Genomic DNA, 22,514 nt, shown 5'->3' on the forward strand with positions numbered 1-22,514 from the left:
AGGTGTACGGCGCCCGCGCCATCATCACGTCGCCCCAGGTGCAGGCCGACTTCCCGAGCAACTGCCCGATCACCTCGACGTGCGGCGGCCTCGCCTACGTGGGTGTGCTCGACGCCTTCGGTTCGACACGCGACGCGAACGGCAACGCGGTCGCGGCGCACCCGTACTACGAGGGCGCCTTCATCAATGCCGCAGGCATCACCAACCCGCTCGAGGTCACGACGATCGTGAGCCACGAGGTCGGCCACAACGCCGGGCTCAACCATGCCGGGCTGATCCGCCCCAATCAGCCGACGCTGGACTACTACTCCGGCACCGGCAACTGGGGCCCGATCATGGGCACGCCCTACAACCGGGCCCTGAGCCAGTGGACCCAGCACTCGTACTCGGGTGCAAACAACGACAACGGCCCGGACCTGCCGATCCTCGCGAACAACGGGATCGCCTCCCGAGCTGACGACACGGGGCAGACGCTGGGCACGGCGGTGCCGACCGGGTGGACGACGCGAGCCGGCAGCATCACGGCCCCGACCGACCAGGACCTGTGGAGCCTCGGACGATGCACCGGGACCGTGACGATCACCGCGACGCCCTCGACGTACTCGACCAACCTCGACGTGTCATTGACGCTCTACACCGAGGCTGGCGGCACGCCGATCCCCCTGGCATCGGTAGACCCGGCGTCGGGGCAGAGCGGTTCCGGTTCGTCTCTGCGGGCGACCGGAGTGTCAGCGACATTCACGCAGCCCGGGCGAGGTGCGACCTACTACGCCCTGGTCCGCGGCAGTGCCTCGGGCCCCGATGGCGGCTACGGCAATCTGGGTCCGTACACGCTGAACGCGAGCTGCGCGGGCGCGTCGTTGCCCCCGGCGACCTTCGTGCCCCCCGCCGGCCCTTCGTTCACCGATGTACCGACCTCCAGCACCTTCCACGGTCAGATCGAGTGGCTCTCGGCCCAGGGCGTCTCGACGGGCTACGACAACGGCAACGGCACCAAGCGCTTCGAGCCTTCGGCGGCAGTGCTGCGCGAGCAGATGGCGGCGTTCCTCGCGCGGTACGCGGACGCGTCGCTGTCGGTGCCTGAGACCTCGCCGTTCACCGACGTGGCGTCCTCGCACGTGTTCCTGAGCCACATCGCCTGGCTCGCCGGAACCGGAGTCTCGACCGGCTACGCCAACGGTGACGGCACGTTCTCGTTCCGACCGGGTCAGCCGGTGCTGCGCGAGCAGATGGCGGCGTTCCTGTACCGGCTTGCGGGCAGTCCGAGCGTTCCTCCGTCGAGTGCGTGTTCCTTCACCGACGTCCCCTCCAACCATGTGTTTCGGACGGCCATCTGCTGGCTCGCGGCCAACAACATCTCGACGGGCTACGCCGACGGGACCTTCCGTCCCGGTCAGCCGGTGCTGCGTGAGCAGATGGCCGCGTTCCTGTTCCGCTACGACGCGGCCGGGCTCCCGGTCCCGTAGTCAGCGGTAGATGCGGTTCGCGAGGTCGGTGACGGCCTCGGTGTGCTGGCGTGCGCGGTCGGGCAGGTCGCCCGGGCCGCCGGCGTCGACCGGCGTCGATCCGATGCCGACGACCGGCCAGGTCGAGCCCGCGGCCTCGACTGCGCGGTGCTTCACGTCGTAGTAGCCGTCCGAGACGGTGATCGCGACCCCGCTCGCGCCGCCAGCGGCCGCCAGCAGGTGCGGGTGGTACCGCGTCGAGATCCACCGCTGCCCCGGCGCGACGGGCAGGCCGCGCGCGTTGACCTCGACGAACGGGTAGAAGCGGTGCGGTCCGAAACGGTCCTCGAGCGTCTCGCGGACGTGGCCGTCGACCGGCGGGTTCGCCTCGACGACCGAGTACTGCCCGCTCTCGACACCCCACGCCTCCATCTGGGCGACGACCGTGGCGGTCAGCTGATCGTGGCGGTCGTGGCCGTCGCCCTGCGCCAGCACCATGACGTGGTGGGCCGACTCGCGCTGCGCGCCACGGCGGTCGAGGTGCTGCTCGAGCCCGCCGAGCCACACGTCGTCGGGGGCGACCACCGATCCCGGCAGCACGGTCGCGGAGTCCGGGTCGCGCACGGCGGCGACGTCCAGGAGCGGACCCAGCTCGCCGTAGAGCGTGTCCAGCTCCGGTGACGACGGGGTCAGTCCGGCGCCGGTGACGGCAGTGCGGATGTCGGGCCGGGCTGCGGCCCAGAGCATCGCCACCACGACGGACGCGGTGTTCGGGTGGCGGGCGTGCACGAAGCCGCCGCCGATCAGGTGCACCGAGTCGGCGGTGCGGAGGGCGTCGAGCCCGGCGACCCAGCGCGGGGACCGTCCGGGCTCCTCGATCACGCCGCGGGCGTGCGCGGCGACCTCGGCGACGTCCTCGGTCGGGGCCTCCCAGCCGAGCCGGTGCACGGTGTCGACCGTGACCAGGTGCGGGTGCTGGCCGTGGTGCAGCGCCGCCGCACCGCCCGGGTTGGGGACGTCGAGCCAGACCTCGTCGTGCGGCCGGTGCTTCGCCAGCCACCGGAGCCACCCACGCGTGATCGCCTCGTCACCGAAGTTCGGATGCCCCGCGACGCCGATCAGGTAGACGCGGCGAGCGCGTCGACGGAGCGGGCGGGGCATTCGCCGAGCGTATCGGGACCGCCGGGGGTGCGGGTCGGGTCGTCCCTCGATCTGGGGCATTTCCGGGACAGGCTGGTCCGCACCGTGGTCCGATCTGTGCATGTCTGTCGTCCGCCGGACCGTGGCCGTCGTGGCCGCCATCGCCGCCGTTCTCGTCGCCCCTGCCGGTGCCCAGGCCGCGTTCACTGACGTCCCGCCGGGTCACGTGTTCGCCGCCGAGATCGACTGGCTGGCGGAGCAGGGCATCACGACCGGCTACTCCGTGCCGGGCGGGACCGAGTTCCGTCCGTCCGCGCCGGTCCTGCGCGAGCAGATGGCGGCCTTCCTCTACCGCTACGCCAACGCCACGGAGACCGAGACGTCGTGCGGCCTGCTCGACGTGCCGCCGTCGCACACGTTCGCCAAGGAGATCTGCTGGCTCAAGTCCACGGGCATCACCACGGGGTATGCCGTCCCCGGCGGGACGGAGTTCCGAGGCGGGCAGCCCGTGCTGCGCGAGCAGATGGCCGCCTTCCTCGCGCGTCTCGCCGAGGTCGAGGGATCGCTCACGACGCCCGCAACGGCACCGTTCCTGGACGTGCCGACGACGCACACCTTCGCGAAGCAGATCGCCTGGCTCGCCACGACCGGCGTGACCAAGGGCTACGCCGTGCCCGGCGGCACCGAGTTCCGGGGAGCGCAGCCGGTGCTGCGCGAGCAGATGGCGGCCTTCCTCGCGAGGTACGACGGCTTCGTGGGCTGGACGGTCGACTCGTCCACGGCGATTGCCTCCAACCTGAACTTCTCAGGCGCGAACCAGTCGGTGCTCACGCCGTCGACGTCGGCCGACGGCCGCTACGTCGTGTTCTCCTCCCCAGCGACCAACCTCGTCGCAGGCGACTCCAACGGGAACTACGACGTCTTCTGGCGGGACATGACGACGGGGGAGACCCGGCTGGTCTCCCGGGCGGCGACCGCGACCGGCGTCATCGGCAACGGCGCCTCGTTCTCGCCCGACGTCTCCGACGACGGCAGGTACGTGACCTTCGAGTCGTCCTCGAACAACCTCGTCCCCGGGGACACGAACGCCACGGGCGACGTGTTCCTGCGGAACATGGTCACGAACGCGATCTCGGTCGAGTCCGTGAGCTCGAGCGAGACGGTGGCGAACGGACCGTCGACGCAGGCGCGGATCTCGGCGAACGGCCGGTTCATCACCTTCGTGAGCTATGCGGTCAACCTGGTCGCGGTCGACAGCTACGACGGTGCCGACGTGTTCGTCCGGGACACGCAGGGCGGAGGCCTGACCGAACGGGTCGGGCTGGGTCCGAACGGCACGAGCCCGAACCAGACGGCGATGTTCCCCTCGATCTCGAGCGACGGGAAGCTCGTCGCCTTCCAGTCGTCGGCGACGAACATCGTCGCGGGCAACAGCGACGGCCGACCGGACGTGTACCGGTGGAACCGTGACACGAACGTCACGACGCTCGTCTCGCCCGACCCGTTCGGCAACGGGGGCAGCAGCGCGGCGAAGTCCCCCCGGATCTCCGACGACGGCGACTCGATCGCGTTCCACGCCGAGGACCTGACGACGGGTCCGACCCCGCGCAGCGACGTGTTCGTCTGGAGCCGGTCGACCGGCGCGACCACGAAGATCTCGTCGTCGCCGACCGGTGCTGCGGCGAACGGGTCGTCGGTGGAGCCGTCGATCTCGGCCGACGGTCGCTACGTGTCGTTCGGCTCGTCGGCGTCGAACCTCGTCGTGGGCGACACCAACGCGAAGGCCGACGTGTTCTTCCACGACCGCCGCACCCGGATCACGACCTTGGTGTCGAAGAGCGGTGGCACCGGTGCCGGCAACGCCGACTCCTCGGCGGCGGCCGTCAGCGCCGACGGCACGCGCGTGGCGTTCCTGAGCGCCGCGACGAACTTCGTGCTGATCGGCACGAACAACGTGACGCAGGCCTACGTCTGGCGTCGCGACAGCGACGGCTGACCCGGATCACGAGTGTGGGACCACCGGTTCACCCCCGTGACACACGACCCGCCTACGCTCGTGTCGTGGACTGGAGCAAGTACGACGCGGCCCTCTTCGACCTCGACGGCGTCATCACGCCGACCGCCGAGGTGCACATGCGCGCGTGGGCCCAGATGTTCAACGACTTCCTGACGGCGCGGGGGGTGTCCGAGCCCTACACCGACGCCGACTACCACCGGTACGTCGACGGCAAGCCGCGCTACGACGGCGTGCGCTCGTTCCTCGCCTCGCGCGACATCGAGCTGCCCGAGGGCACCCCTGACGACCCGTCGGACGCCGAGACGATCAGCGGGCTCGGCAACCGCAAGAACGACGTCTTCTCGCAGGTCCTGCGCGACGAGGGCGTGCAGGCGTACCCGGGCTCGGTCGCGCTCGTCGCGGCGCTCAAGGAGAAGGGGGTGCGCCGGGCGATCGTCTCGAGCTCGCGCAACGCCCCCGCCGTCCTCGAGGCCGCCGGCATGACCGACGAGTTCGAGCTGATCGTGCACGGCGGGGTCGCCGCCGAGCAGGGCCTGGCGGGCAAGCCGGCTCCCGACACGTACGAGTACGCCGCCGACCAGCTCGGTGTCCCGCACGGCCGCTCGGTCGTCCTGGAGGACGCGCTCTCGGGCGTCGAGGCGGGTGCCGCCGGTGACTTCGGTCTCGTCGTGGGCGTGAACCGTGGCGCTGGTGCCGACGCACTGCGCGAGCATGGTGCCGACATCGTCGTCGACGACCTGGAAGAGCTGCTGTCATGACCCCCTCCCACGAGGCACCCCAGGTGCACGACTACCTCGACCGCACCCGGTTCCCCGTCGACGAGTGGCGCCTCGTCGAGCGTCGCTACGATCCCAGCGACCTGGGCATCACCGAGACGCTCTTCGCCGTCGGCAACGGCTACCTCGGCCTGCGCGGCAACGTCGAGGAAGGCCGCGACTCGTTCGCCCACGGCACCTTCGTCAACGGTTTCCACGAGACCTGGCCGATCCGGCACGCCGAGGAGGCGTTCGGCTTCGCCCGCGTGGGCCAGACCATCGTCAACGCCCCCGACGCGAAGGTCATCCGCCTCTACGTCGACGACGAGCCGCTGCTGCTGCCGATCGCCGACATCCTCGAGTACGAGCGCTCGATCGACTTCCGCGAGGGCACGCTGCGCCGCGAGGTCGTCTGGCGCACGCCGGCCGGCAAGCGCGTGCGCATCAGCTCGACCCGCACCGTCTCGTTCGAGCAGCGCCACCTCGCGATCATGACCTTTGAGGTCACGATGCTCGACGCCAGCGCGCCCGTCGCGATCAGCTCGCAGATCCTCAACCGCCAGGACGGCGAGGACGAGTACCACGTCCGCGCCAAGGCGATGGGCGAAGGCGTCGACCCGCGCAAGTCCGAGAACCTCGACCGTCGGGTCCTCGAGCCGCAGCACTGCCGCGGCAGCGTCGACGACGGCCGGGTGGAGCTGGGCTTCCGCACCCACGACAGCGGCATGACCCTCGCGGTCGCGGCCGACCACGTGCTCGAGACCGCCAACGCGTACTCGACCCAGGTCCGGGTCGAGGACGACCTCGCGAAGATGACGTTCCGCGTCGACGCCCAGCCGAACCAGCCCATCACGCTGACCAAGGTCGTGGCGTACCACTCCTCACGGGGCGTCCCCGTGCGCGAGCTCGTCGACCGCTGCCGCCGCACGCTCGACCGCGTGGTGGCCGAGGGCGGCATCGAGCAGCAGCTCGCCGACCAGCGGGCCTGGCTCGCCGCGTTCTGGGAGCGCTCCGACGTCGAGGTCCCGGGTCACCCCGAGATCCAGCAGGCCGTGCGCTGGAACCTGTTCCAGGTGCTGCAGGCCTCCGCGCGCGCCGAGGGCAACGGCATCCCGGCCAAGGGCGTCACGGGCTCCGGGTACAGCGGCCACTACTTCTGGGACACCGAGATCTATGCCCTGCCGTTCCTGACCTACACGACCCCGCGCATCGCGCGCTCGGCCCTGCGCTTCCGGTACACGCTGCTCGACTCGGCCCGGCGCCGTGCCACCGAGCTCGCCCAGCAGGGTGCGCTGTACGCGTGGCGCACGATCAACGGCGAGGAGGCCTCCGCCTACTACGCGGCCGGCACCGCGCAGTACCACATCGACGCCGACATCTCCTACGCGCTCGACAAGTACGTCCGGGCCACGGGCGACACCGACTTCCTGGCCCGTGAGGGCATCGACATCCTGGTGGAGACCGCCCGGATGTTCGTCGACCTCGGCTTCTGGCGCTCCGAGGAGGACGGCTCGTTCCACATCCACGGCGTCACCGGCCCCGACGAGTACACGACCGTCGTCAACGACAACCTCTTCACCAACGTGATGGCGCGCTTCAACCTTGCGCGGGCCGCGGCCTCGGTGCGCGAGCTCGCCGAGCGCGACGGTCTGCAGTACGAGCAGGTGCTGAAGCGGCTCGACCTGACCGAGGACGAGGTCGAGTCGTGGGAGCAGGCCGCCACCGACATGGCGATCCCGTTCGACGACCACCTCGGCATCCACCCGCAGGACTTCCACTTCCTCGACCGCGAGGTGTGGGACCTCGACAACACGCCCCTCGACAAGCGACCCCTGCTGCTGAACTACCACCCGCTGGTGATCTACCGGTTCCAGGTGCTCAAGCAGGCCGACGTCGTGCTGGCGCTGTTCCTGCAGGGCGACCAGTTCACCGACGAGCAGAAGCGCGCCGACTTCGAGTATTACGACCCGATCACGACGGGCGACTCCACGCTCTCGGCCGTCGTGCAGTCGATCATCGCGGCGGAGGTGGGCTACGCCGACCTGGCGTACCGCTACTTCCTCTCCGCGCTCTACGTCGACCTGGCCGACCGTCACGCCAACACCTCCGACGGCGTGCACGTCGCGTCCACGGGTGGCGTCTGGAGTGCGCTGGCCTGCGGCTTCGGCGGCTTCCGCGACCACGGCGGCGAGTTCACGATCGACCCGCGGCTGCCCGAGGCCTGGAACGAGCTGACCTACCGGATCACGCTCCACGGCACCCGGGTCCGGGTCACGGTGCGGGTCGACGAGGTCGAGCTCGTCGTCGAGGACGGCGACTCCGCCGAGCTCGCGGTGCGGGGCGAGAAGGTGACGGTGAAGGACGGCAGCCCCGTCACGGTCGCCCTCGACGGGCAGGGTCCGCGCCTCGCAGGGCAGCCCGTGCCGGTTCCCGGACGCCAGCGCGGCGACGGCTCGGTCATCACCGCCACCGTCCCCGGGACCTGAGTCCCTGCAATTTCAGTCGAAGTACCGGACACAGCGCAGGAAATCCACGAGAATCGTGGCATGTTCACGGTGTCCTGGCGTCTGGCCGACGGGACGGCCGGCGACGTCGAGGTGCGCGGTCGCGACCGCTTCAGCTTCGGCAGGCACGGCTGCACCGTCGACCTCGACGTGCCCGGACTCAGCCGAGAGGCCCTCGTCATCCGTGACACGGCACCGGGGCCGATCGTGTTCCGGGGTCAGCGCGACAACGGCGCGTTCGTCGCGCTCGTGACCCTGATCGGGTACCGCCGCTGGCTCGAGGAGGGCACGGCGGCCAACCTCACGGCCGACGCCAACCGGGTCGAGCTGCACCTGGGCGGTGAGGTCGTCTTCACCGCCGACATCTCCTTCGGCATCCGCCCGCGCCCGTTCCAGCGCCTCCTCCCCGAGTCCGCCCCGACCGTCTGAGCTTGGCTCGTGGGACGGTGGATCTGCCACCGAATGGGCGGAGTGAGGGCCCGGTCGGTGCCTCAGCCTCCGAATACGGCCACGTACGGTGGCAGATCCACCGCCCATGCCGGAACGGGCCTGTTTCGGTGGTGATCCACCGCCCCGAGGACCGTCGGCAGGCCAGCCCTCGGCCCGCTGCTCGCGTCGGTCCGGCAGGCGCGGACGGTCAGGCGGTCGCGATGGGCACGACCGGGACGCGCACGAGCACGACGCCCGGACGGATCTCGGCGGTGATCTCGGTGCCCTCGCCCACGGGGTCTCCATCGAGCTGCATCGGCGTTGACGACCCGGCCACGACGTGCACCGTGCGGCCCGTGAAGCGGGCGAAGCGGGCGGTGTTGCGCTTGCGGCGCGTGATGACCTTCCACGCGATGCCCAGCCAGCCGAGGAACCGGCGCGGCGCAAGCACCACGACGTCGAGCTCGCCGTCGTCGATCAGGGCCTCCGGCAGCAGAGGGATGCCGGCCTGCAGGAACCCGACGTTGCCGATCACGACGGTGCGGGCGCGCATCTTGACCGGCTCGGCGTCGTCGACCGTGATCGTGACCTTCATGCCCGGGAAGCGCAGGGCCTTCACGCCCGAGACGAAGTAGGCGAGGTAGCCGACGCGCTTCTTCAGGTCGTCGTCGACGCCGGTCATGATCATGGCGTCCATGCCGAGACCCGCCATGACCAGGAACGAGGTGTCGACGCCGGAGTCGGTGCGGTAGCGGGCGAGGTCGATCGCCTTGTCCTGCCCGCCGAACGCGACGTCCAGCGCGTCGCGCCAGTTGAGCGGGATGCCGAGGTTGCGCGCCAGCAGGTTGCCCGTGCCGTGCGGGATGACGCCGATCGCGACGCCCGTGCGCGCGGCCTCCTCGCACACGGCGCGCACCGTGCCGTCGCCGCCGGCGGCGATGATCAGGTCGACACCGGCCGCGAGCGCCGACAAGGACTGGCCGTAGCCCGGGTCTTCGACCGTGGTCTCGAACCACAGCGGCTCGCTCCACCCGTGGGCCGTGGCCGCCACGCGCACGCGCGCCTTGAACTCCTCGATGTCGCCGACCTTCGAGGGGTTGAGCACGACGGCTGCCTGCCGGGCGCCGGTGCCGGTCAGCATCGCGAGCTCGGACGGCAGGCGGGTCGCGTCGGTCGCGATCAGGAGCCACAGGGCCAGCGTCGCGCCCGCGCCGAAGGCCAGGCCCGCGACGACGTCGGTGGGGTAGTGGACCCCCAGGAAGACGCGGCTCGCGGCGACCGCCACGGCGAGCACCGACCAGACCGTGATGAGCAGGCGGCGCTTGAACCCGCGTCCGGTGGTGATGATCGTCAGCAGCACGGCGATGACGAGCAGGAGTCCCGCTCCGGCGGCGTGGCCTGACGGGAAGGACCAGCCGCCGATCTCGTGCAGCGTGCCGTTCCACCGGGGCCGGGGACGCTCGACGATCGCCTTGATCGCGGGGTTGCCGAGCAGCACGACCAGACCGCTCGTCGCGAGCCAGGTGGCGATGCGCCACTCGCGTCGCCAGATCGCCCAGGCCACGACGGCCAGGACCACGGCGACGACCGGGATCGTCGCGAACGCCTCGGCGAGGGCTTCGCACGCCCTCAGCAGCCAGGTGTGGTCGGAGGCCGCGGCGACGGCGTCGTCGGAGAGGGAGCGGTCGAAGTTGCCGAACGGGTCCCATCCCGAGACGACCTCGACCGTCAGCAGGACGAGCAGCAGGGCCAGGCATCCGAGCACGACCGAGAGCACGCCTCGCCGACTCGGCTCGGCTCGTCGCAGGTCGACCGACACGGTGCCCCTCCCCTGGACGCACGCCCTGCGCGCCCGGGCCAGCGTACGGTGAGCGGCTCTCGCGTCGCCACATGCGAGGCGTCACCCTTGACAGTTTTTCTTGTCAAGAGTTACGTTCGTCCGGTGGACGAGATGCTGCTGCTGACCGAGACGGCGACGATCGAGACGGCCCTCGACCCGGTGCGCGCCGCGATCCTCGACGCGCTCTCCGAGCCGGGTTCGGCCACGACGATCGCGGCGGCGATCGGCTCGACGCGCCAGAAGGTCAACTACCACCTCAAGGCGCTCGAGGCCCACGGCCTGGTCGAGCCCGCCGAGACGCGTGCGTGGGGCGGCATCACCGAGCGGTTCGTCCGTCGGACCGCGCGCCACCTCGTCGTCGCGCCGGACGTGCTGCAGTCCGCGGGCATCGATCCGGAGCAGATCGACGACCGTCTCTCGGCCGACTACCTCGTGGCGGTCAACGCCCGCGCGGTCTCCGAGCTGGGCCAGGTCGTCAGCCGCGCCGCCGAGCAGCGGGTGCCGACCCTGACCGTCGACACCGTGGTCGGGTTCCGCTCCGCCGAGGACCGGGCGGCCTTCGCCGACGAGCTGCAGGCCGCCGTGGCGACCCTCGTCGCCCGCTACCACCACGACGACGGCCGGCCCCACCGCGTGACCGTCACGTCCTACCCCCGACCGTCGACCCAGGAGTCGTCATGAGTGAGTCCGACCAGCCCGACCGCGTCGAGCACCGCATGGAGCGCACGTATTTCGTTCCGGCCACCCCCGAGCAGGCGTGGGAGGCCATCGCGACCGCGCAGGGCATCTCGGCCTGGATGATGCCGACCCGCCTGGACCCGCAGGTCGGGGGCGAGGTCGCGTTCGTGATGGACGACTTCACCTCGACCGGCGTGGTCACCGACTACACCCCGCACACCCGGTTCGCCTACGAGGAGCCGTGGCCCATCGCGGCGCGGGAGGAGGACGTGCCCGCAGGGATGCGTGCGTGGTTCGACTCGATCGGCGTCTCCCTGGCACGGGTGCACGCCGACCTCGCCTCGGTCAGCCCGATCGCCACCGAGTACCTCGTCGAGGCGGAGTCCGGCGGCAGCTGTGTCGTCCGGGTCGTCACGAGCGCCTACGGCTCCGGCGCGGACTGGGAGAACGAGTTCTTCGACCAGATGGCCGCGAGCCTCATTCCGATCCTCGACCACCTGGCCACCCACCTGGGTGCGCCCCTCACGACAGGAGCACAGCGATGACCACCACCAGCCCCACCTTCCGCAACCTCGCACCGACGGGCCTGGTCGCGGGCGTCGTCGCGGCGGTCGCCACGACCGCCGTCGCCGCGATCGCCCAGGCCGCTGACGTCGACCTCGAGGTCGACGGCACCGCGATCCCGCTGGCCGCCTTCGCCTGGTGGACCGTCGTCGGAGCGGTGCTGGGCATCGTGCTGGCCCGGGTCCTCGGGAGCGCCCGACGGTTCGCGGTCGTCGCGGCGGCGATCACGGTCGTGTCGCTCGTCCCGGCGATCGCGCTCCCGGACGACGGCGCCACGAAGGCGGTGCTCGTCGGCGTGCACCTGCTCGCCGCCGTCATCGTGATCCCCGCCCTCGCCCGCAAGCTCCCCACCACCACTGGTTGAGGTGCCCCCTTCGAGGCTCGTTCCTCGCACCTCAGGGGGCGGGAACGCGCACGCTCCGTTGGTTGAGGTGCGACGAGCTCTAGCGAGGAGCCTCGAAACCTCGGCCACCTCCACCACCGGGGGCGCGGGTTCCACCGGCCGATACGCTGGCGGGGTGATCGATCCCCGCCTTCTCCGTGACGATCCGGACCTCGTCCGCACCTCCCTGCGCCGCCGCGGCGAGTCGCCCGACAAGGTCGACGCGCTCGTCGCCGCCGACGCCGCCCGCCGCACCTCGATCGCCTCCTTCGAGGCGCTCCGCGCCGAGCAGAAGCAGATCGGCCGACAGGTCGCCCAGGCCTCGGGCGACGAGAAGACCGCGCTGCTCGAGCGCACGAAGGCCCTCAGCGCGCAGGTCAAGGAGGCCGACGCCACGCAGAGCGCCGCCGGCGCCGAGTTCGACGGCCTGCTGCGTGCACTGCCCAACCTGGTAGCCCCCGAGGCGCCCGAAGGTGGTGAGGAGGACTTCACGGTGCTCCACACGGTCGGCACGCCGCGCGACTTCGCCGCCGAGGGCTTCGAGCCCCGCGACCACCTCGAGCTCGGCACGCTGCTCGGCGCGATCGACATGGAGCGTGGCGCCAAGGTCTCCGGCTCCCGCTTCTACTACCTGACCGGCGTCGGCGCGCAGCTCGAGCTGGCCCTCGTGCAGCTCGCGATGAGCACCGCGGCGAACTGGGGCTTCACGCCGATGATCCCGCCGGCACTCGTGCGCTCGCGCGCGATGGAGGGCACCGGATTCCTCGGCCAGGCGGCCGACGACGTCTACCACCTCGAGGACGACGACCTCTACCTCGTCGGCACGTCGGAGGTGCCGCTCGCGGCGTACCACTCCGACGAGATCCTCGACGCGGCCTCGCTGCCGCGCCGGTACGCGGCGTTCAGCCCGTGCTACCGCCGCGAGGCGGGCTCGCACGGCAAGGACACCCGCGGCATCTTCCGCGTGCACTGGTTCGACAAGGTCGAGATGTTCACGTACACGACGATCGAGGAGTCCTACGCCGAGCACGAGCGACTGCTGGGCTGGGAGCGCGAGTGGCTCGACGCCCTCGAGCTGCCGTACCGCGTCATCGACGTCGCCACGGGCGACCTCGGCTCGTCGGCCATCCGCAAGTTCGACTGCGAGGCGTGGATCCCGACGCAGGAGCGCTACCGCGAGGTCAGCTCCACCTCGAACTGCACCGAGTACCAGTCGCGTCGCCTCGACATCCGCGTGCGCGGGCTCGACGGCGACAACGGCACGGTCCCGGCGGCCACGCTCAACGGCACCCTGTGCGCCATGACCCGCACGATCGTCGCGCTGTTCGAGAACGGCCAGCAGGCCGACGGCTCGGTCGTGCTCCCGAAGGCGCTGCACCCCTTCCTCGGCCCGGTCCTCAAGCCCCTGGCTTCCGCATGAGCGACTGGGTTCCGAAGCTCGTCGCGCTGGACGTCGACGGGACGCTGGTCAACGGCCGCAACGAGATGACCGATGCCGTGCGCGAGACGGTGCGGGCCGTCCGTGACGCCGGCATCGAGGTCGTGATCTCGACCGGTCGCTCGGTGCCCGGGGTCATGGACACCGCCGACAAGCTCGGCTTCGACGACGGCTACGCGATCGGCAGCAACGGCTCGCTCGTGTTCACGTACCGCCCGCTCGAGCTGCTGCGCGCGGTCACGTTCGACGCCTCCGAGGCCGTCCGCTCGATCCTCGAGCGCATGCCCGACGTGCTCGTGGCGGTCGAGGAGGTCGGCGTCGGCTACCGCGTGAACCGGGCCTTCCCGGCTGACGAGCTGGGCGGCACGATCACGGTGCAGAGCGTCGACGAGCTGATCGGCGAGCCCGTCACGCGCGTCATCGTGCGCTCGCCCGAGCACAGCACCGAGGAGTTCCGTGAGGTCGTCGCCGACCTCGGGCTCACCGACACCAACTACTACATCGGCTACACGGCCTGGCTCGACATCGCGCCGGTCGGCACGTCGAAGGCCTCGGGCCTGGACTTCCTGACCCAGCACCTCGGCATCGAGCAGGCCGACGTCCTCGCGATCGGTGACGGCAACAACGACGTCGAGATGCTCGGCTGGGCCGGCCTCGGCGTCGCGATGGGTCAGGCGCTCCCCGAGGTCGCGGCAGCGGCCGACGAGGTCACGGGCTCGATCGACGACGACGGTGTCGTCGACGTCCTCCGCCGCTACCTCTGACTCCCGCGCACCTCAACCCCCGGTGGTTGAGGTCAGCCGACCTGCATGAGGCGGCGGCCGGACTCCATCTCGCTGAACACGTCGAGCACCTCGTCGAGGCTCGGCAGGATCGTGACCTCGGCCGACGCGGCGTCGATCAGGCCCTGACGCGCGCGTCGCAGGTGGCGCTTGATCGTCGACGTCGAGCAGCCGAGGCGCTCGGCGAGCTGCTGGCACGTGTCGCCCGGGTGCGCCTGGCGGGCCGCGAGCACCGACTCGTGGTCGACCGGGCCGTTGCCCAGCCGAGCCGCGCCGAAGCTCGCGATCTCCGTGTCGGCGACCGAGATGGCCAACCGGCGACGCAGGTCGTTCCGGTCGGACTCGGTCGTGCAGGCGACGAAACCGGAGACATTGACCTCCACGACCGCCCGGTACAGGCAGTCGGTGAAGAGCGGGCACGCCGCACAGCGGCGGTGTGCCTCGGCACGCTTGCGCGTGACGTCACGGCGCATGGCCGCCGTCAGGCCGTGTCTCCCGAGTGGCGTCTCCAGCGCGTCATCGAGAAAAGTGGTCGGATCATCTGCGCACGCAGGTACGACAGAATTATCGACGATGGTCATGGGCTCCCTCTTCCCTGAACCGATCGAACGACGCGATCCTACAAGTACATTCCCCCTGGGGTGCCGTTTTGACCGGATTGCCCCTCTTCACCACTTTGGGCGTCGTTTGATGACGGCAGGGCCAGCCTCATGTTCTGGAGCTGCGACTGTGCCTGGACCTGCTGGGCGTAGAGCGCGGCCTGGATGCCGTGGAACAGTCCCTCGAGCCAGCCGACGAGCTGGGCCTGGGCGATCCGCAGCTCGCCCTCGGACGGCGACTCCGCCTCGAACGGACGGCTGAGCCGCGAGAGCTCGTCGACGAGCTCGGGCGCGAGGCCCTCCTTGAGCTCGGCGATCGACTGCTCGTGGATCTCGCGCAGGCGCGAACGGCTCGGGTCGTCGAGCGGAGCCGCCTTCACCTCCTCGAGGAGCTGGCGGATCATGCCGCCGATGCGCATGACCTTCGCGGGCTGCTCGACGAGCTCGGTCAGCGGGGTCTGACCCGCGTCCTCCGGCTCGGGCACCTCGACGGGCGTGCCGTCCGGGCCGATCGTGATGGGGCTGTCGCTCATGGGTCCAGCCTAGGAGGTCGCGCCCACACCACCGGTGGCTGAGGTTCCCCCTTCGAGGCTCGCAAGCTCGCACCTCAGGGGGCGGTCGGCTTCCGCGCCCTGAGGTGCGACGAGGAACGAGGAGCCTCGAAGGGTGTTCGCGCGCCCCCGGCCTCCTCAGGGGAGGAGGACGAGCTTGCCGATGTGGGTCGAGGCCTCCATCGTGCGGTGGGCGTCGCCGACCTGGTCGAGCGCGAACGTCTCGTGCACGATCGGGCGGAGCTGGCCGCTCTCGACCCACGGCCACACGTGCTCGACGACCTCGGCCATGATCGCGGCCTTCTCCTCGGACGGGCGGGCGCGCAGCGAGGTCGCGGCGACCGAGGCGCGCTTGGTCAGCAGTCGGCCCAGGTCGAGCTCGCCCTTCACACCGCCCTGCATGCCGATCACGACGAGGCGGCCGCCGGTCGCCAGGGCGCGCACGTTGGCGTCGAGGTACTTCGCGCCCATGTTGTCGAGGATGACGTCGGGGCTGACGCCCGCGTCCTTGAGCACGTCGACGAACTCCTGCTCGCGGTAGTTGATCGTGATCTCGGCGCCCAGCTCGCGGCAGAACTCCGCCTTCGCCTCCGACCCGACGGTCACGGCGACGCGGGCGCCGGCCGCGACCGCCATCTGGATCGCGGTGGTGCCGATGCCGCTGCTGCCGCCGTGCACCAGCAGCGTCTCGCCCTCGCGCAGGCCCGCGTGCATGAACACGTTCGACCACACGGTCGCGGCGGTCTCGACGAGTCCGCCTGCAGCCGCGTCCTCGAGCCCGGCGGGGCGGCGCACGACCTGACCCGCGGGGGCGGCGACGTGCTCGGCGTACCCGCCACCGGCGAGCAGCGCCACGACCTCCTCGCCGACGCGCGAGGCGTCGACGCCCTCCCCGACCGCGACGATCGTGCCGGCGGCCTCGAGCCCGAGCACGTCGGTCGAGCCGGGCGGCGGGTTGTAGAAGCCCTGCCGCTGCAGCACGTCGGCGCGGTTCACGCCGGCGGCGACGACCCGCACCAGCACCTCGCCCGCAGCGGGTTGGGGCACGGGGTGGTCACCCGTGATCAGAGCCTCGGGTCCTCCCGGGTCGGGGGTGGTCACGGCACGCATCGTGGAGGGAGCAGTCACCCTCGCGACGATAACGGGCCTCCGCGCGCTCGCACGCCCGCTAGCGTGGACACCATGGACGTCCGCCTGGTGCAGCTCGCGGCCGGCATCGACCCGGCCGAGAACCGTGAGCTCGTCGACGCACGCCTCGGGGCTCTCGATCCCGGGGCGCAGCTCGTCGTGCTGCCCGAGGCGACGATGACCGACTTCGGTCCGACCGACCTCGACCTCGGCCGGTTCGCGGAGCCGCTCGACGGCCCGTTCGTCGAGCTCCTCGCGGGTCACGCCCGCCGGCTCGGCAGCACGATCGTGGCCGGCACGTTCGAGCCCAGCGGCGACGACCTGCCGTTCAACACCCTCGTCGTGGTGGGTCCGTCCGGCGAGCTCACGGCCACCTACCGCAAGATCCACCTCTACGACTCCTTCGGCTACCGCGAGTCCGACCGACTCACGGCGGGCGAGCTGACGCCGGTCACGGTCGAGGTCGCGGATCGCACGATCGGCCTGATGACCTGCTACGACCTGCGGTTCCCCGAGCTCGGGCGGCTCCTGGTCGATGCCGGCGCCGACACCTTCGTGATCCCGGCGGCGTGGGTCGCGGGCGAGGGCAAGCTGCACCACTGGCGCACGCTGCTCGCGGCGCGCGCGATCGAGAACACGGTCAACGTCGTCGCCACGGCGCAGGGTGGTCGCCGCTACACGGGACACTCGCTGGTGCTCGATCCGTCGGGCTCTATCGTGGTCGAGGCGGCCGAGGGCGACGAGACGCTGTCCGCGACGCTGGACCCGGCCGAGCCGGGTCGCACGCGCGCGACCAACCCGTCGCTGGCCAACCGACGCATCGCCCCACGAGGAGCCCGGACATGAGCGGATCTGCCACCGGTCGGCGTCGTCTCGACGCCTCGGTGCCGCCGGAGTACGAGCAGCAGGTCCGCCCGCCCCGCCTGGAGTCCCGCAGGTCCGCCGCGTCGATCGGGGCGATCGTCGCGCTCGCGGCGTTGGCCGGCACGATCGGCAGCGTCCTGTCGATCGTCGCGATCGACGTGCCGAGCGCGGTCTACCGCCCGTCGGCCGCGCTGCTGACGATCGCGCTCACGACCGCACTGGTGCACCGCGCCGGTGGGCACATGCGGATCTGGGTGAGCCTCATCGCGCTGCTCAGCGTCGCGGCCGCGGTCACCGAGCTGGCGGGCCTCATCGCGGCGGCTGCTGCCACGACCGGGGTCGTGGGTGCGGTGCTCGCGGTGGTCTTCACGCTTCCGTCCGAGGGTGTCCTGCCGACGTTGCGCGAGTACGTCATCAGCGTCGCGATCGCCCTCAGCGGGGCGGCGGGCGTGGCGGCCTGGAACGCCCAGGTCAACGTCGTCACGTTCAGCGTCACGGTCGTCGGTGTCTCGCTGCTCGTCGTGCTCGGACTGGTGTGGGCGCTCGGCGAGGGCCTGCACGGCCTCGGCCGCAACCACCTCGCGATCCTGGCGGCCGTCGCGGTCGTGCTGCTCCTGCTCGTCGTCTACACGTACGCGGTGCGCAGCTACGGCTCGACGTCGGTCATCAACACGATCGACAGCGCGATCTACTGGATGCGCACGACGATCGGTGGCGTGCCGCGACCCGTGCAGGCGTTCGCCGGGTTCCCGGCCCTGGTCGTCGGTCTGCGTCTGCGCTCGCAGCGCCGTGAGGGCTGGTGGATCCTCGTCTTCGCGGTGCTCGCCACGAGCTCGGTCACGACGGCGCTCGTCTCGCCGCTGGCCTACCCGACCTACATCGGGCTCTCGATCCTCTACTCCGCGGTCATCGGCTTCGTCGTCGGCTGGCTCGTGTCGCTGTTCGTGCTCGCCCCGAGCACCAAGCGTGCGGCACGCCGCGTCGAGTCCACGCGGCGCGTCGAGCCGTCCCGCTGGGAAGGCCTGCGCTGACGCTGCGCCCTCCGAAGTGACAGACTGTCCCCGTCCTGTTGCTGCGGCACCAGGGCGAGGAGGGGTGCCGGAGCGGCCGATCGGAACCGCCTTGAAAGCGGTCGCTGGGTCTCAAGCCCAGCCGCGGGTTCGAATCCCGCCCCCTCTGCCACTCCGCCGCGAAGCGGCGCACCGTAGAGGGCGCCGGATTCGGGGAGGAGCGTGCGACGGAGTCCCGCCCCCTCTGCCACTCCGCCGCGAAGCGGCGCCACCAGATGTGCGCACTTCTTCGGGTGATTCGGCCCGAATCGGCCGAACAAGTGCGCAGATCTGGTGGGCTACGCCGGTTGGGGGGCGGCTCCGGGTGGCCTTCTATGCTGGAGCCCATGTCGTCGTCCAGCTCGGTCTACCGTCTCGGCCGTGGCCCGGCGCTCGTCGCGACGGGAGCCCTCGTGATCGCGACCGGCGTGCTCGTGTTCGCCGCGTTCCTCCTGGCCGACGACGCCACGCCTCGCCTGATCGGCGCGATCGTCGCCGGCGCGCTCGCCTTCGTGACGCTGGTCCAGGCCCTGCGGTTCGCGTTCCGTCCGCCGGTCGTCGCCCGCTTCGACGAGCGGGGCTTCATGGTCGCCCGCCCCCGCACCCGCGCCTCCTGGAAGCAGGTCGACGACGTCACGCTCGACGGGGGCCACCTGATCCTGACAGGCGAGGGCACCGCCCGCGTCGACCTCAGCATGATCGATCCGGCCTCGCGCGAGCCGTTCCTGCGTGAGGTCTACGACCGCCTGAACACGGCTCACGGCTACACCCGCTTCGGCTGAGCGCCGCCTGCCCGAGCCCGATTGGTCCTGACGCGCCCGCGCCCGGTATCGTGGCCGAGTTGCCATCTCCGGGTGGCAGCGAGGAGATGTCGCATAGTGGCCTAGTGCGCCCGCCTGCTAAGCGGGTTGAGGTTTAAACCTCTCGCGAGTTCAAATCTCGCCATCTCCGCCAAATGTGTCAGGTTGGAACCCTCGCCGTGTTTAAACGCGGCGGGGGTTCTTTCGTGTCCCGCCGTAGGGGCGGTTTTCGGACTTGTGTGGGCCCCGTCGCCCAGGACGGCGGCCAGGACGGGAGTGAGGGGCGCGTCGGCCACGATGGGCCCGGGAACGCCGTCCGTGAGCTCGGTGTCGAGGTAGAACCCTTCGAACACGGCGCTGGTGAGGATCTCGCGGGCCTCGCCCCCGCAGGAGGCGTAGAGCCGATCAGCGTGGGTCAAGAGGTCAGTGACCTGCGCCAGCCGCCCGAACAGGCTGTCGCTGTGGGTCTGGGTGCTCGCGATGAGCCGCTTGGCGTCGGTCGGTGCGCAATGGACCGCGACCACCGGGCAGGGGAGTGCTCTTGGAGGTTGCCCCTGCCCGGCGGTCGTCGGGCTCCTACCTCGCCTGGCGCCAGCGGACTACTGCGCCCACGACCGTGATCCCTACAAACATGGCACCGGCCATCACCCAATCCGCGGTACTGCGGTCGGAGAACAACAGAACGACTGCGAGCAGAGTGACCAGTACGGCCAGATCAGCGATCACGCTCGTCCGGGTCAACATGACACCACCTTCCAGCCCCGAAGGAAGGCTTGTCCAATGTAGTTGAACTTCAGCTCGACGCACCTACCCTGCGCCTTAGCGCTCTTGAAGGTTCCCTTGAGCGCGACGTAATACGCTGCAACCACCCCGGCGCACGTCATCCGGATGGGAATACCCCAACCGGCCATAGGAATCAGGCCGCACAGTGACCCGATGGCGGCACTCACGCCAGCAAGCATCGCGTCATTGACTCGGCGAGTTTCGGACTTGGAGAACTTGACGCAGATGGCGGTGCCCCAGTCGCACATCTTCAGACTGGGGTCGGCCACGATCGGGTAGGCGTAGTCGCCGCCGAGGTGGTCGACAACCTGTGTCACCGTCGCACCCTCGACCTGGAAATAGGTGGGGACGGGCTGTCCGTTGGCGTCGACCGCCCACGGGGTCTCGATGTGACCGGCGAGGAATCCGTCAGCGTCGACCAGGTCGACGCCGCCGTCCTCGGTCAGTGTGGGGGCGAAGCCCTCGGGGACGGTGAGGCCGAAGTCGTAGGTGGTCGGCGACTCCGGGCCGTCGATGCCGATGATCACCTGGGCTCCCTCATCGGTCGGGTTGACCGCGAGAGCCGAGCCGTCGGTGTTCTCGATGACGTGGCGTCCGTCGACGTCGGACGACTCGGCCGCGTCGGTGGTGGGGAGATCGATGCTGATCTCGGTCGCCTCCGGGTCGCCGAGCGTCACGGTGCCGTCAGCGCTGATCTCGGTGACCGGCGTCGCGTCGGCGGTGACTGCATCGGCGACCTCGGGAACCTGGGCGAGTTGCTCCTCGAAGGAGGGAGTGTCGGCCGGGTCCGCGCTGGCGGCCGAGATCGACCCTGATGCGACGAGTGCAAGGGTCGTCAGGGTGACGATCGACCGGGTGGCGATTCGATTCGCATTCCGGGCTCTGCGTGACGGGTCCTGATCGAGCCGAGTCGCCCGACGATGAATGAGTGGCATGTTCGGATCCCTTCTGTGACGGTTATCGAGTCGGCCGACGTCTGCCACCCCCGTGCTTCACAAGCGCCGGCCTCACCACCTGATGTCCGCCAAAGACGCGAATCTCACACCGCATCTCAGAAAAGTGCCTCCGCCACACGAGACGTCTATTCACGCGTAGATCGCGACGATGCGAGAGGGCCTGCGCAGCCCCCGTCCCAGCCATCCGATGAGGTCAGTTGACGCGTTCGCTGGTGACGATCGCGCTGTACGAGAGCACCGCTGGCGGATCGAAGCTGTACGCCGGTGAGCGACGGATCAGGATCGTCTCCTCGCCGCTGTACAAGCCCGTCTCGGGGTCGACCAGGATCACGGTCTGCGTGTCGCTCCCCGGTGCGCTGCGAGCGGTGAACGCTAGGGCGGGGCGGCCGAGCCGGTCTGTAGTTTCTCCGAGGTAGCTGATGTCGGGGGAGGTCGCGAGCACCTCCCAGAAGGCGGCGGTCACAGCCGGGGGAACGACCCAGTTCGTGTTGAGGTCGACAAGATCCTGCACGAGGCATGCGCCGCGGGCCTCCTCGCAATTGGCCGGGTCTTGCCGAGACTCCACGAGAGAGGCGAGCTCTGGAGCAGTTGTGGGCAGCGAGTCGGCCCAGCCCGGTCCCGGATCGAGTGAGGGGAAAGTGTCCTCGGACGTGATGGGTTGGCTCGACCAGTCGACCTGGGTGTCGATGCGGCCGTTCTTGTCGAGTGCCGGGCCCCGCCGCTCGACGGCTTGGACTGTGCCGTCAGGCGAGTAGAGCGCGTCCCGCTGGACGGGGACCAGCTCGCTCGACAGGTCGCCGTCGTACTCGTCGGGACCGGAGCTGGAGTACCAGGCATCGACGACGATGTGCTGCACAGCACCCGCTGACACAGGCTGGGACCGTGCGCGTGCGGCCAAGTCGGCCAGCTCGTCGTCAGGACTAGAGCCGTAGGCCGGCAGGGTGCCGGGCTCGGCGGAGTGGAACGCCAGCAGGGGGACTTCTGCCGCCTGTGCCGCGTTCTGCTCTCCGCTCAGTCCCACTACGGTCGCGGTGCCGGCGATCAGCGCGGCGACGGCTGCTGCGGCCAGCAGGAGAGGAAGCTTCCGCGTGCGACGGGGCGAGTGCGAAGGGATCTGCTCCGCACCGACGATCCGCGCGAGGTGCTCGCGTGCTCGTCTGGACTGACCGTCGAGAGGTTCAAGGTCCTTGGGCGTGACGCCGTGGAGCAGGAGGTCGCGGCGGATCTCCTCGGCGAGCTGTTCGTCGTCGTCAGGAGTCGTCATGAGTCCCCACCCTCCGATCGAACAACAGGCGAGCGTTCCGTTTGGCGCGGCGCAGCCGCATCGTCACGGCTCCCGGGCTGCAGTCCAGGATGATCGCGATCTCGGAGACGCGGTAGCCGTCGACGACGAGCTCCAGCACATCACGGTCCGAGTACGACAGCGACTCCGCCCACTCCGGCCAGCTGTCAGTGGTGACGACCTCTGCCACATCGGGATCGTGGGGCCTAGCCAGGACTTCGTCAGCGACTGCCTCGACCACCCGGGAGCGGCGGGCGGCGCCCCGAACTCCGTTGCGCAGATGCCCCTCGAGTACTCGGTAGGCGAGGCTTTGCAGTTTCCGGTGGGCCACATCGTCGGCTGGTGTGTCGACGTCCTTGTTCCAGATCGTCTCCAGTGCCGCCGCAGCCAGATCTTCAGCGGCCATGGGGTCCACGCGCCGCTGCGCATACCGGGAGAGCCTGGGGAACATCAGATGGAAGAACGCTTCGAAGCTCGGCTCGTCCACCCACCACACCCCCCTGTCCAGTCGCACCCACAAGGTAGGGG

Annotated in this window: 21 protein-coding genes and 2 tRNA genes; 15 read left to right on the forward strand and 8 right to left on the reverse strand. The window is 70.4% G+C overall.

All coding sequences use genetic code 11. The features are described 5' to 3' along the window. Nucleotides 1-1,466, forward strand: a 1,466-nt coding sequence (locus ABD127_RS00310; protein ID WP_344196475.1) for an S-layer homology domain-containing protein, incomplete at its 5' end; no start/stop codon positions are given. Here ABD127_RS00310 and ABD127_RS00315 read toward each other — a convergent pair. Further along, entirely contained in the window at nt 1,467-2,606 is a 1,140-nt protein-coding gene (locus ABD127_RS00315; protein ID WP_344196478.1) for a polysaccharide pyruvyl transferase family protein, read from the reverse strand. Nucleotides 2,607-2,706: 100 nt separating this feature from the next. Here ABD127_RS00315 and ABD127_RS00320 point away from each other — a divergent pair, with 100 nt between their 5' ends. The 4 genes from ABD127_RS00320 to ABD127_RS00335 all read left to right on the forward strand — a co-directional run bounded on the left by ABD127_RS00320 (nt 2,707) and on the right by ABD127_RS00335 (nt 8,290). Then, nucleotides 2,707-4,581, forward strand: a complete 1,875-nt coding sequence (locus ABD127_RS00320; RefSeq protein WP_344196481.1) for an S-layer homology domain-containing protein — start codon at nt 2,707-2,709, stop codon at nt 4,579-4,581. A gap of 65 nt (nt 4,582-4,646) precedes the next feature. Further along, the gene (locus ABD127_RS00325; protein ID WP_344196484.1) at nt 4,647-5,360 is read left to right on the forward strand and encodes an HAD family hydrolase; all 714 of its coding nucleotides are present in this window, start codon (nt 4,647-4,649) and stop codon (nt 5,358-5,360) included. Beyond that, nucleotides 5,357-7,843 (forward strand): glycoside hydrolase family 65 protein, encoded by a 2,487-nt coding sequence (locus ABD127_RS00330; protein ID WP_344196486.1) that lies wholly within the window; start codon nt 5,357-5,359, stop codon nt 7,841-7,843. The genes ABD127_RS00325 and ABD127_RS00330 overlap by 4 nt, the downstream gene beginning before the upstream one ends. 60 nt (nt 7,844-7,903) lie before the next feature. Beyond that, nucleotides 7,904-8,290: a hypothetical protein gene (locus ABD127_RS00335; RefSeq protein WP_344196489.1), complete on the forward strand. Its 387-nt coding sequence runs from the start codon at nt 7,904-7,906 to the stop codon at nt 8,288-8,290. A 208-nt stretch (nt 8,291-8,498) separates the two neighbouring features. Here ABD127_RS00335 and ABD127_RS00340 read toward each other — a convergent pair whose 3' ends face one another. Next, nucleotides 8,499-10,109: a bifunctional phosphatase PAP2/diacylglycerol kinase family protein gene (locus ABD127_RS00340; RefSeq protein ID WP_344196492.1), complete on the reverse strand. Its 1,611-nt coding sequence runs from the start codon at nt 10,107-10,109 to the stop codon at nt 8,499-8,501. Between the two features lie 132 nt (nt 10,110-10,241). Between ABD127_RS00340 and ABD127_RS00345 the strand changes: the two genes are divergently transcribed. The 5 genes from ABD127_RS00345 (at nt 10,242) to ABD127_RS00365 (ending at nt 13,956) form a co-directional block, all read left to right on the forward strand. Continuing rightward, nucleotides 10,242-10,811, forward strand: coding sequence for an ArsR/SmtB family transcription factor (locus tag ABD127_RS00345; RefSeq protein WP_344196733.1), 570 nt, complete (start codon nt 10,242-10,244; stop codon nt 10,809-10,811). Beyond that, nucleotides 10,808-11,353, forward strand: a complete 546-nt coding sequence (locus ABD127_RS00350) for an SRPBCC domain-containing protein (protein WP_344196495.1) — start codon at nt 10,808-10,810, stop codon at nt 11,351-11,353. The genes ABD127_RS00345 and ABD127_RS00350 overlap by 4 nt, the downstream gene beginning before the upstream one ends. After that, on the forward strand, nt 11,350-11,736 hold the full coding sequence (locus tag ABD127_RS00355) for a DUF6069 family protein (protein ID WP_344196498.1): 387 nt from the start codon (nt 11,350-11,352) through the stop codon (nt 11,734-11,736). The genes ABD127_RS00350 and ABD127_RS00355 overlap by 4 nt, the downstream gene beginning before the upstream one ends. Nucleotides 11,737-11,890: 154 nt before the next feature. Continuing rightward, on the forward strand, nt 11,891-13,174 hold the full coding sequence (serS, locus tag ABD127_RS00360; protein WP_344196500.1) for a serine--tRNA ligase: 1,284 nt from the start codon (nt 11,891-11,893) through the stop codon (nt 13,172-13,174). Then, the gene (locus ABD127_RS00365; RefSeq protein WP_344196503.1) at nt 13,171-13,956 is read left to right on the forward strand and encodes an HAD family hydrolase; all 786 of its coding nucleotides are present in this window, start codon (nt 13,171-13,173) and stop codon (nt 13,954-13,956) included. The genes serS and ABD127_RS00365 overlap by 4 nt, the downstream gene beginning before the upstream one ends. A 32-nt stretch (nt 13,957-13,988) precedes the next feature. Here ABD127_RS00365 and ABD127_RS00370 read toward each other — a convergent pair whose 3' ends face one another. The 3 genes from ABD127_RS00370 to ABD127_RS00380 form a co-directional block, all read right to left on the reverse strand. Further along, nucleotides 13,989-14,447, reverse strand: coding sequence for a helix-turn-helix domain-containing protein (locus ABD127_RS00370; protein WP_344196506.1), 459 nt, complete (start codon nt 14,445-14,447; stop codon nt 13,989-13,991). 146 nt (nt 14,448-14,593) lie between these two features. Further along, nucleotides 14,594-15,106 carry a bacterial proteasome activator family protein gene (locus ABD127_RS00375; protein ID WP_344196508.1) on the reverse strand — a complete coding sequence of 171 codons (513 nt, stop codon included), beginning with the start codon at nt 15,104-15,106 and terminating at the stop codon, nt 14,594-14,596. A 156-nt stretch (nt 15,107-15,262) separates the two neighbouring features. Continuing rightward, on the reverse strand, nt 15,263-16,234 hold the full coding sequence (locus ABD127_RS00380; protein ID WP_344196735.1) for an NAD(P)H-quinone oxidoreductase: 972 nt from the start codon (nt 16,232-16,234) through the stop codon (nt 15,263-15,265). 72 nt (nt 16,235-16,306) lie between these two features. On the opposite strand from ABD127_RS00380, the gene ABD127_RS00385 reads away from it, so the two are divergent. The 5 genes from ABD127_RS00385 to ABD127_RS00405 all read left to right on the forward strand — a co-directional run bounded on the left by ABD127_RS00385 (nt 16,307) and on the right by ABD127_RS00405 (nt 19,119). Beyond that, nucleotides 16,307-17,098 (forward strand): carbon-nitrogen hydrolase family protein, encoded by a 792-nt coding sequence (locus ABD127_RS00385; RefSeq protein WP_344196510.1) that lies wholly within the window; start codon nt 16,307-16,309, stop codon nt 17,096-17,098. Then, nucleotides 17,095-18,147, forward strand: a complete 1,053-nt coding sequence (locus ABD127_RS00390; protein WP_344196512.1) for a hypothetical protein — start codon at nt 17,095-17,097, stop codon at nt 18,145-18,147. The genes ABD127_RS00385 and ABD127_RS00390 overlap by 4 nt, the downstream gene beginning before the upstream one ends. A 58-nt stretch (nt 18,148-18,205) precedes the next feature. Next, nucleotides 18,206-18,298, forward strand: a tRNA-Ser gene (locus tag ABD127_RS00395). A 214-nt stretch (nt 18,299-18,512) separates the two neighbouring features. Then, nucleotides 18,513-18,947, forward strand: coding sequence for a hypothetical protein (locus tag ABD127_RS00400; protein WP_344196514.1), 435 nt, complete (start codon nt 18,513-18,515; stop codon nt 18,945-18,947). An 82-nt stretch (nt 18,948-19,029) separates the two neighbouring features. After that, nucleotides 19,030-19,119: transfer RNA gene (locus ABD127_RS00405), tRNA-Ser, on the forward strand. 583 nt (nt 19,120-19,702) lie between these two features. On the opposite strand, the gene ABD127_RS00410 is transcribed toward ABD127_RS00405, so the two are convergent. The 3 genes from ABD127_RS00410 to ABD127_RS00420 all read right to left on the reverse strand — a co-directional run bounded on the left by ABD127_RS00410 (nt 19,703) and on the right by ABD127_RS00420 (nt 22,473). Further along, nucleotides 19,703-20,683 carry a hypothetical protein gene (locus ABD127_RS00410; protein ID WP_344196516.1) on the reverse strand — a complete coding sequence of 327 codons (981 nt, stop codon included), beginning with the start codon at nt 20,681-20,683 and terminating at the stop codon, nt 19,703-19,705. Nucleotides 20,684-20,897: 214 nt separating this feature from the next. Continuing rightward, nucleotides 20,898-21,968 (reverse strand): CU044_5270 family protein, encoded by a 1,071-nt coding sequence (locus tag ABD127_RS00415; RefSeq protein ID WP_344196519.1) that lies wholly within the window; start codon nt 21,966-21,968, stop codon nt 20,898-20,900. Further along, complete coding sequence (locus tag ABD127_RS00420) at nt 21,955-22,473, reverse strand: RNA polymerase sigma factor (RefSeq protein ID WP_344196522.1); 519 nt, start codon at nt 22,471-22,473, stop codon at nt 21,955-21,957. Before ABD127_RS00420 ends, ABD127_RS00415 begins: the two co-directional genes overlap by 14 nt. Nucleotides 22,474-22,514: the final 41 nt, after the last annotated feature.

The sequence above is a fragment of the Aeromicrobium alkaliterrae genome, from assembly GCF_039529015.1.
GTDB classification, from domain to species: Bacteria; Actinomycetota; Actinomycetes; order Propionibacteriales; family Nocardioidaceae; genus Aeromicrobium; species Aeromicrobium alkaliterrae.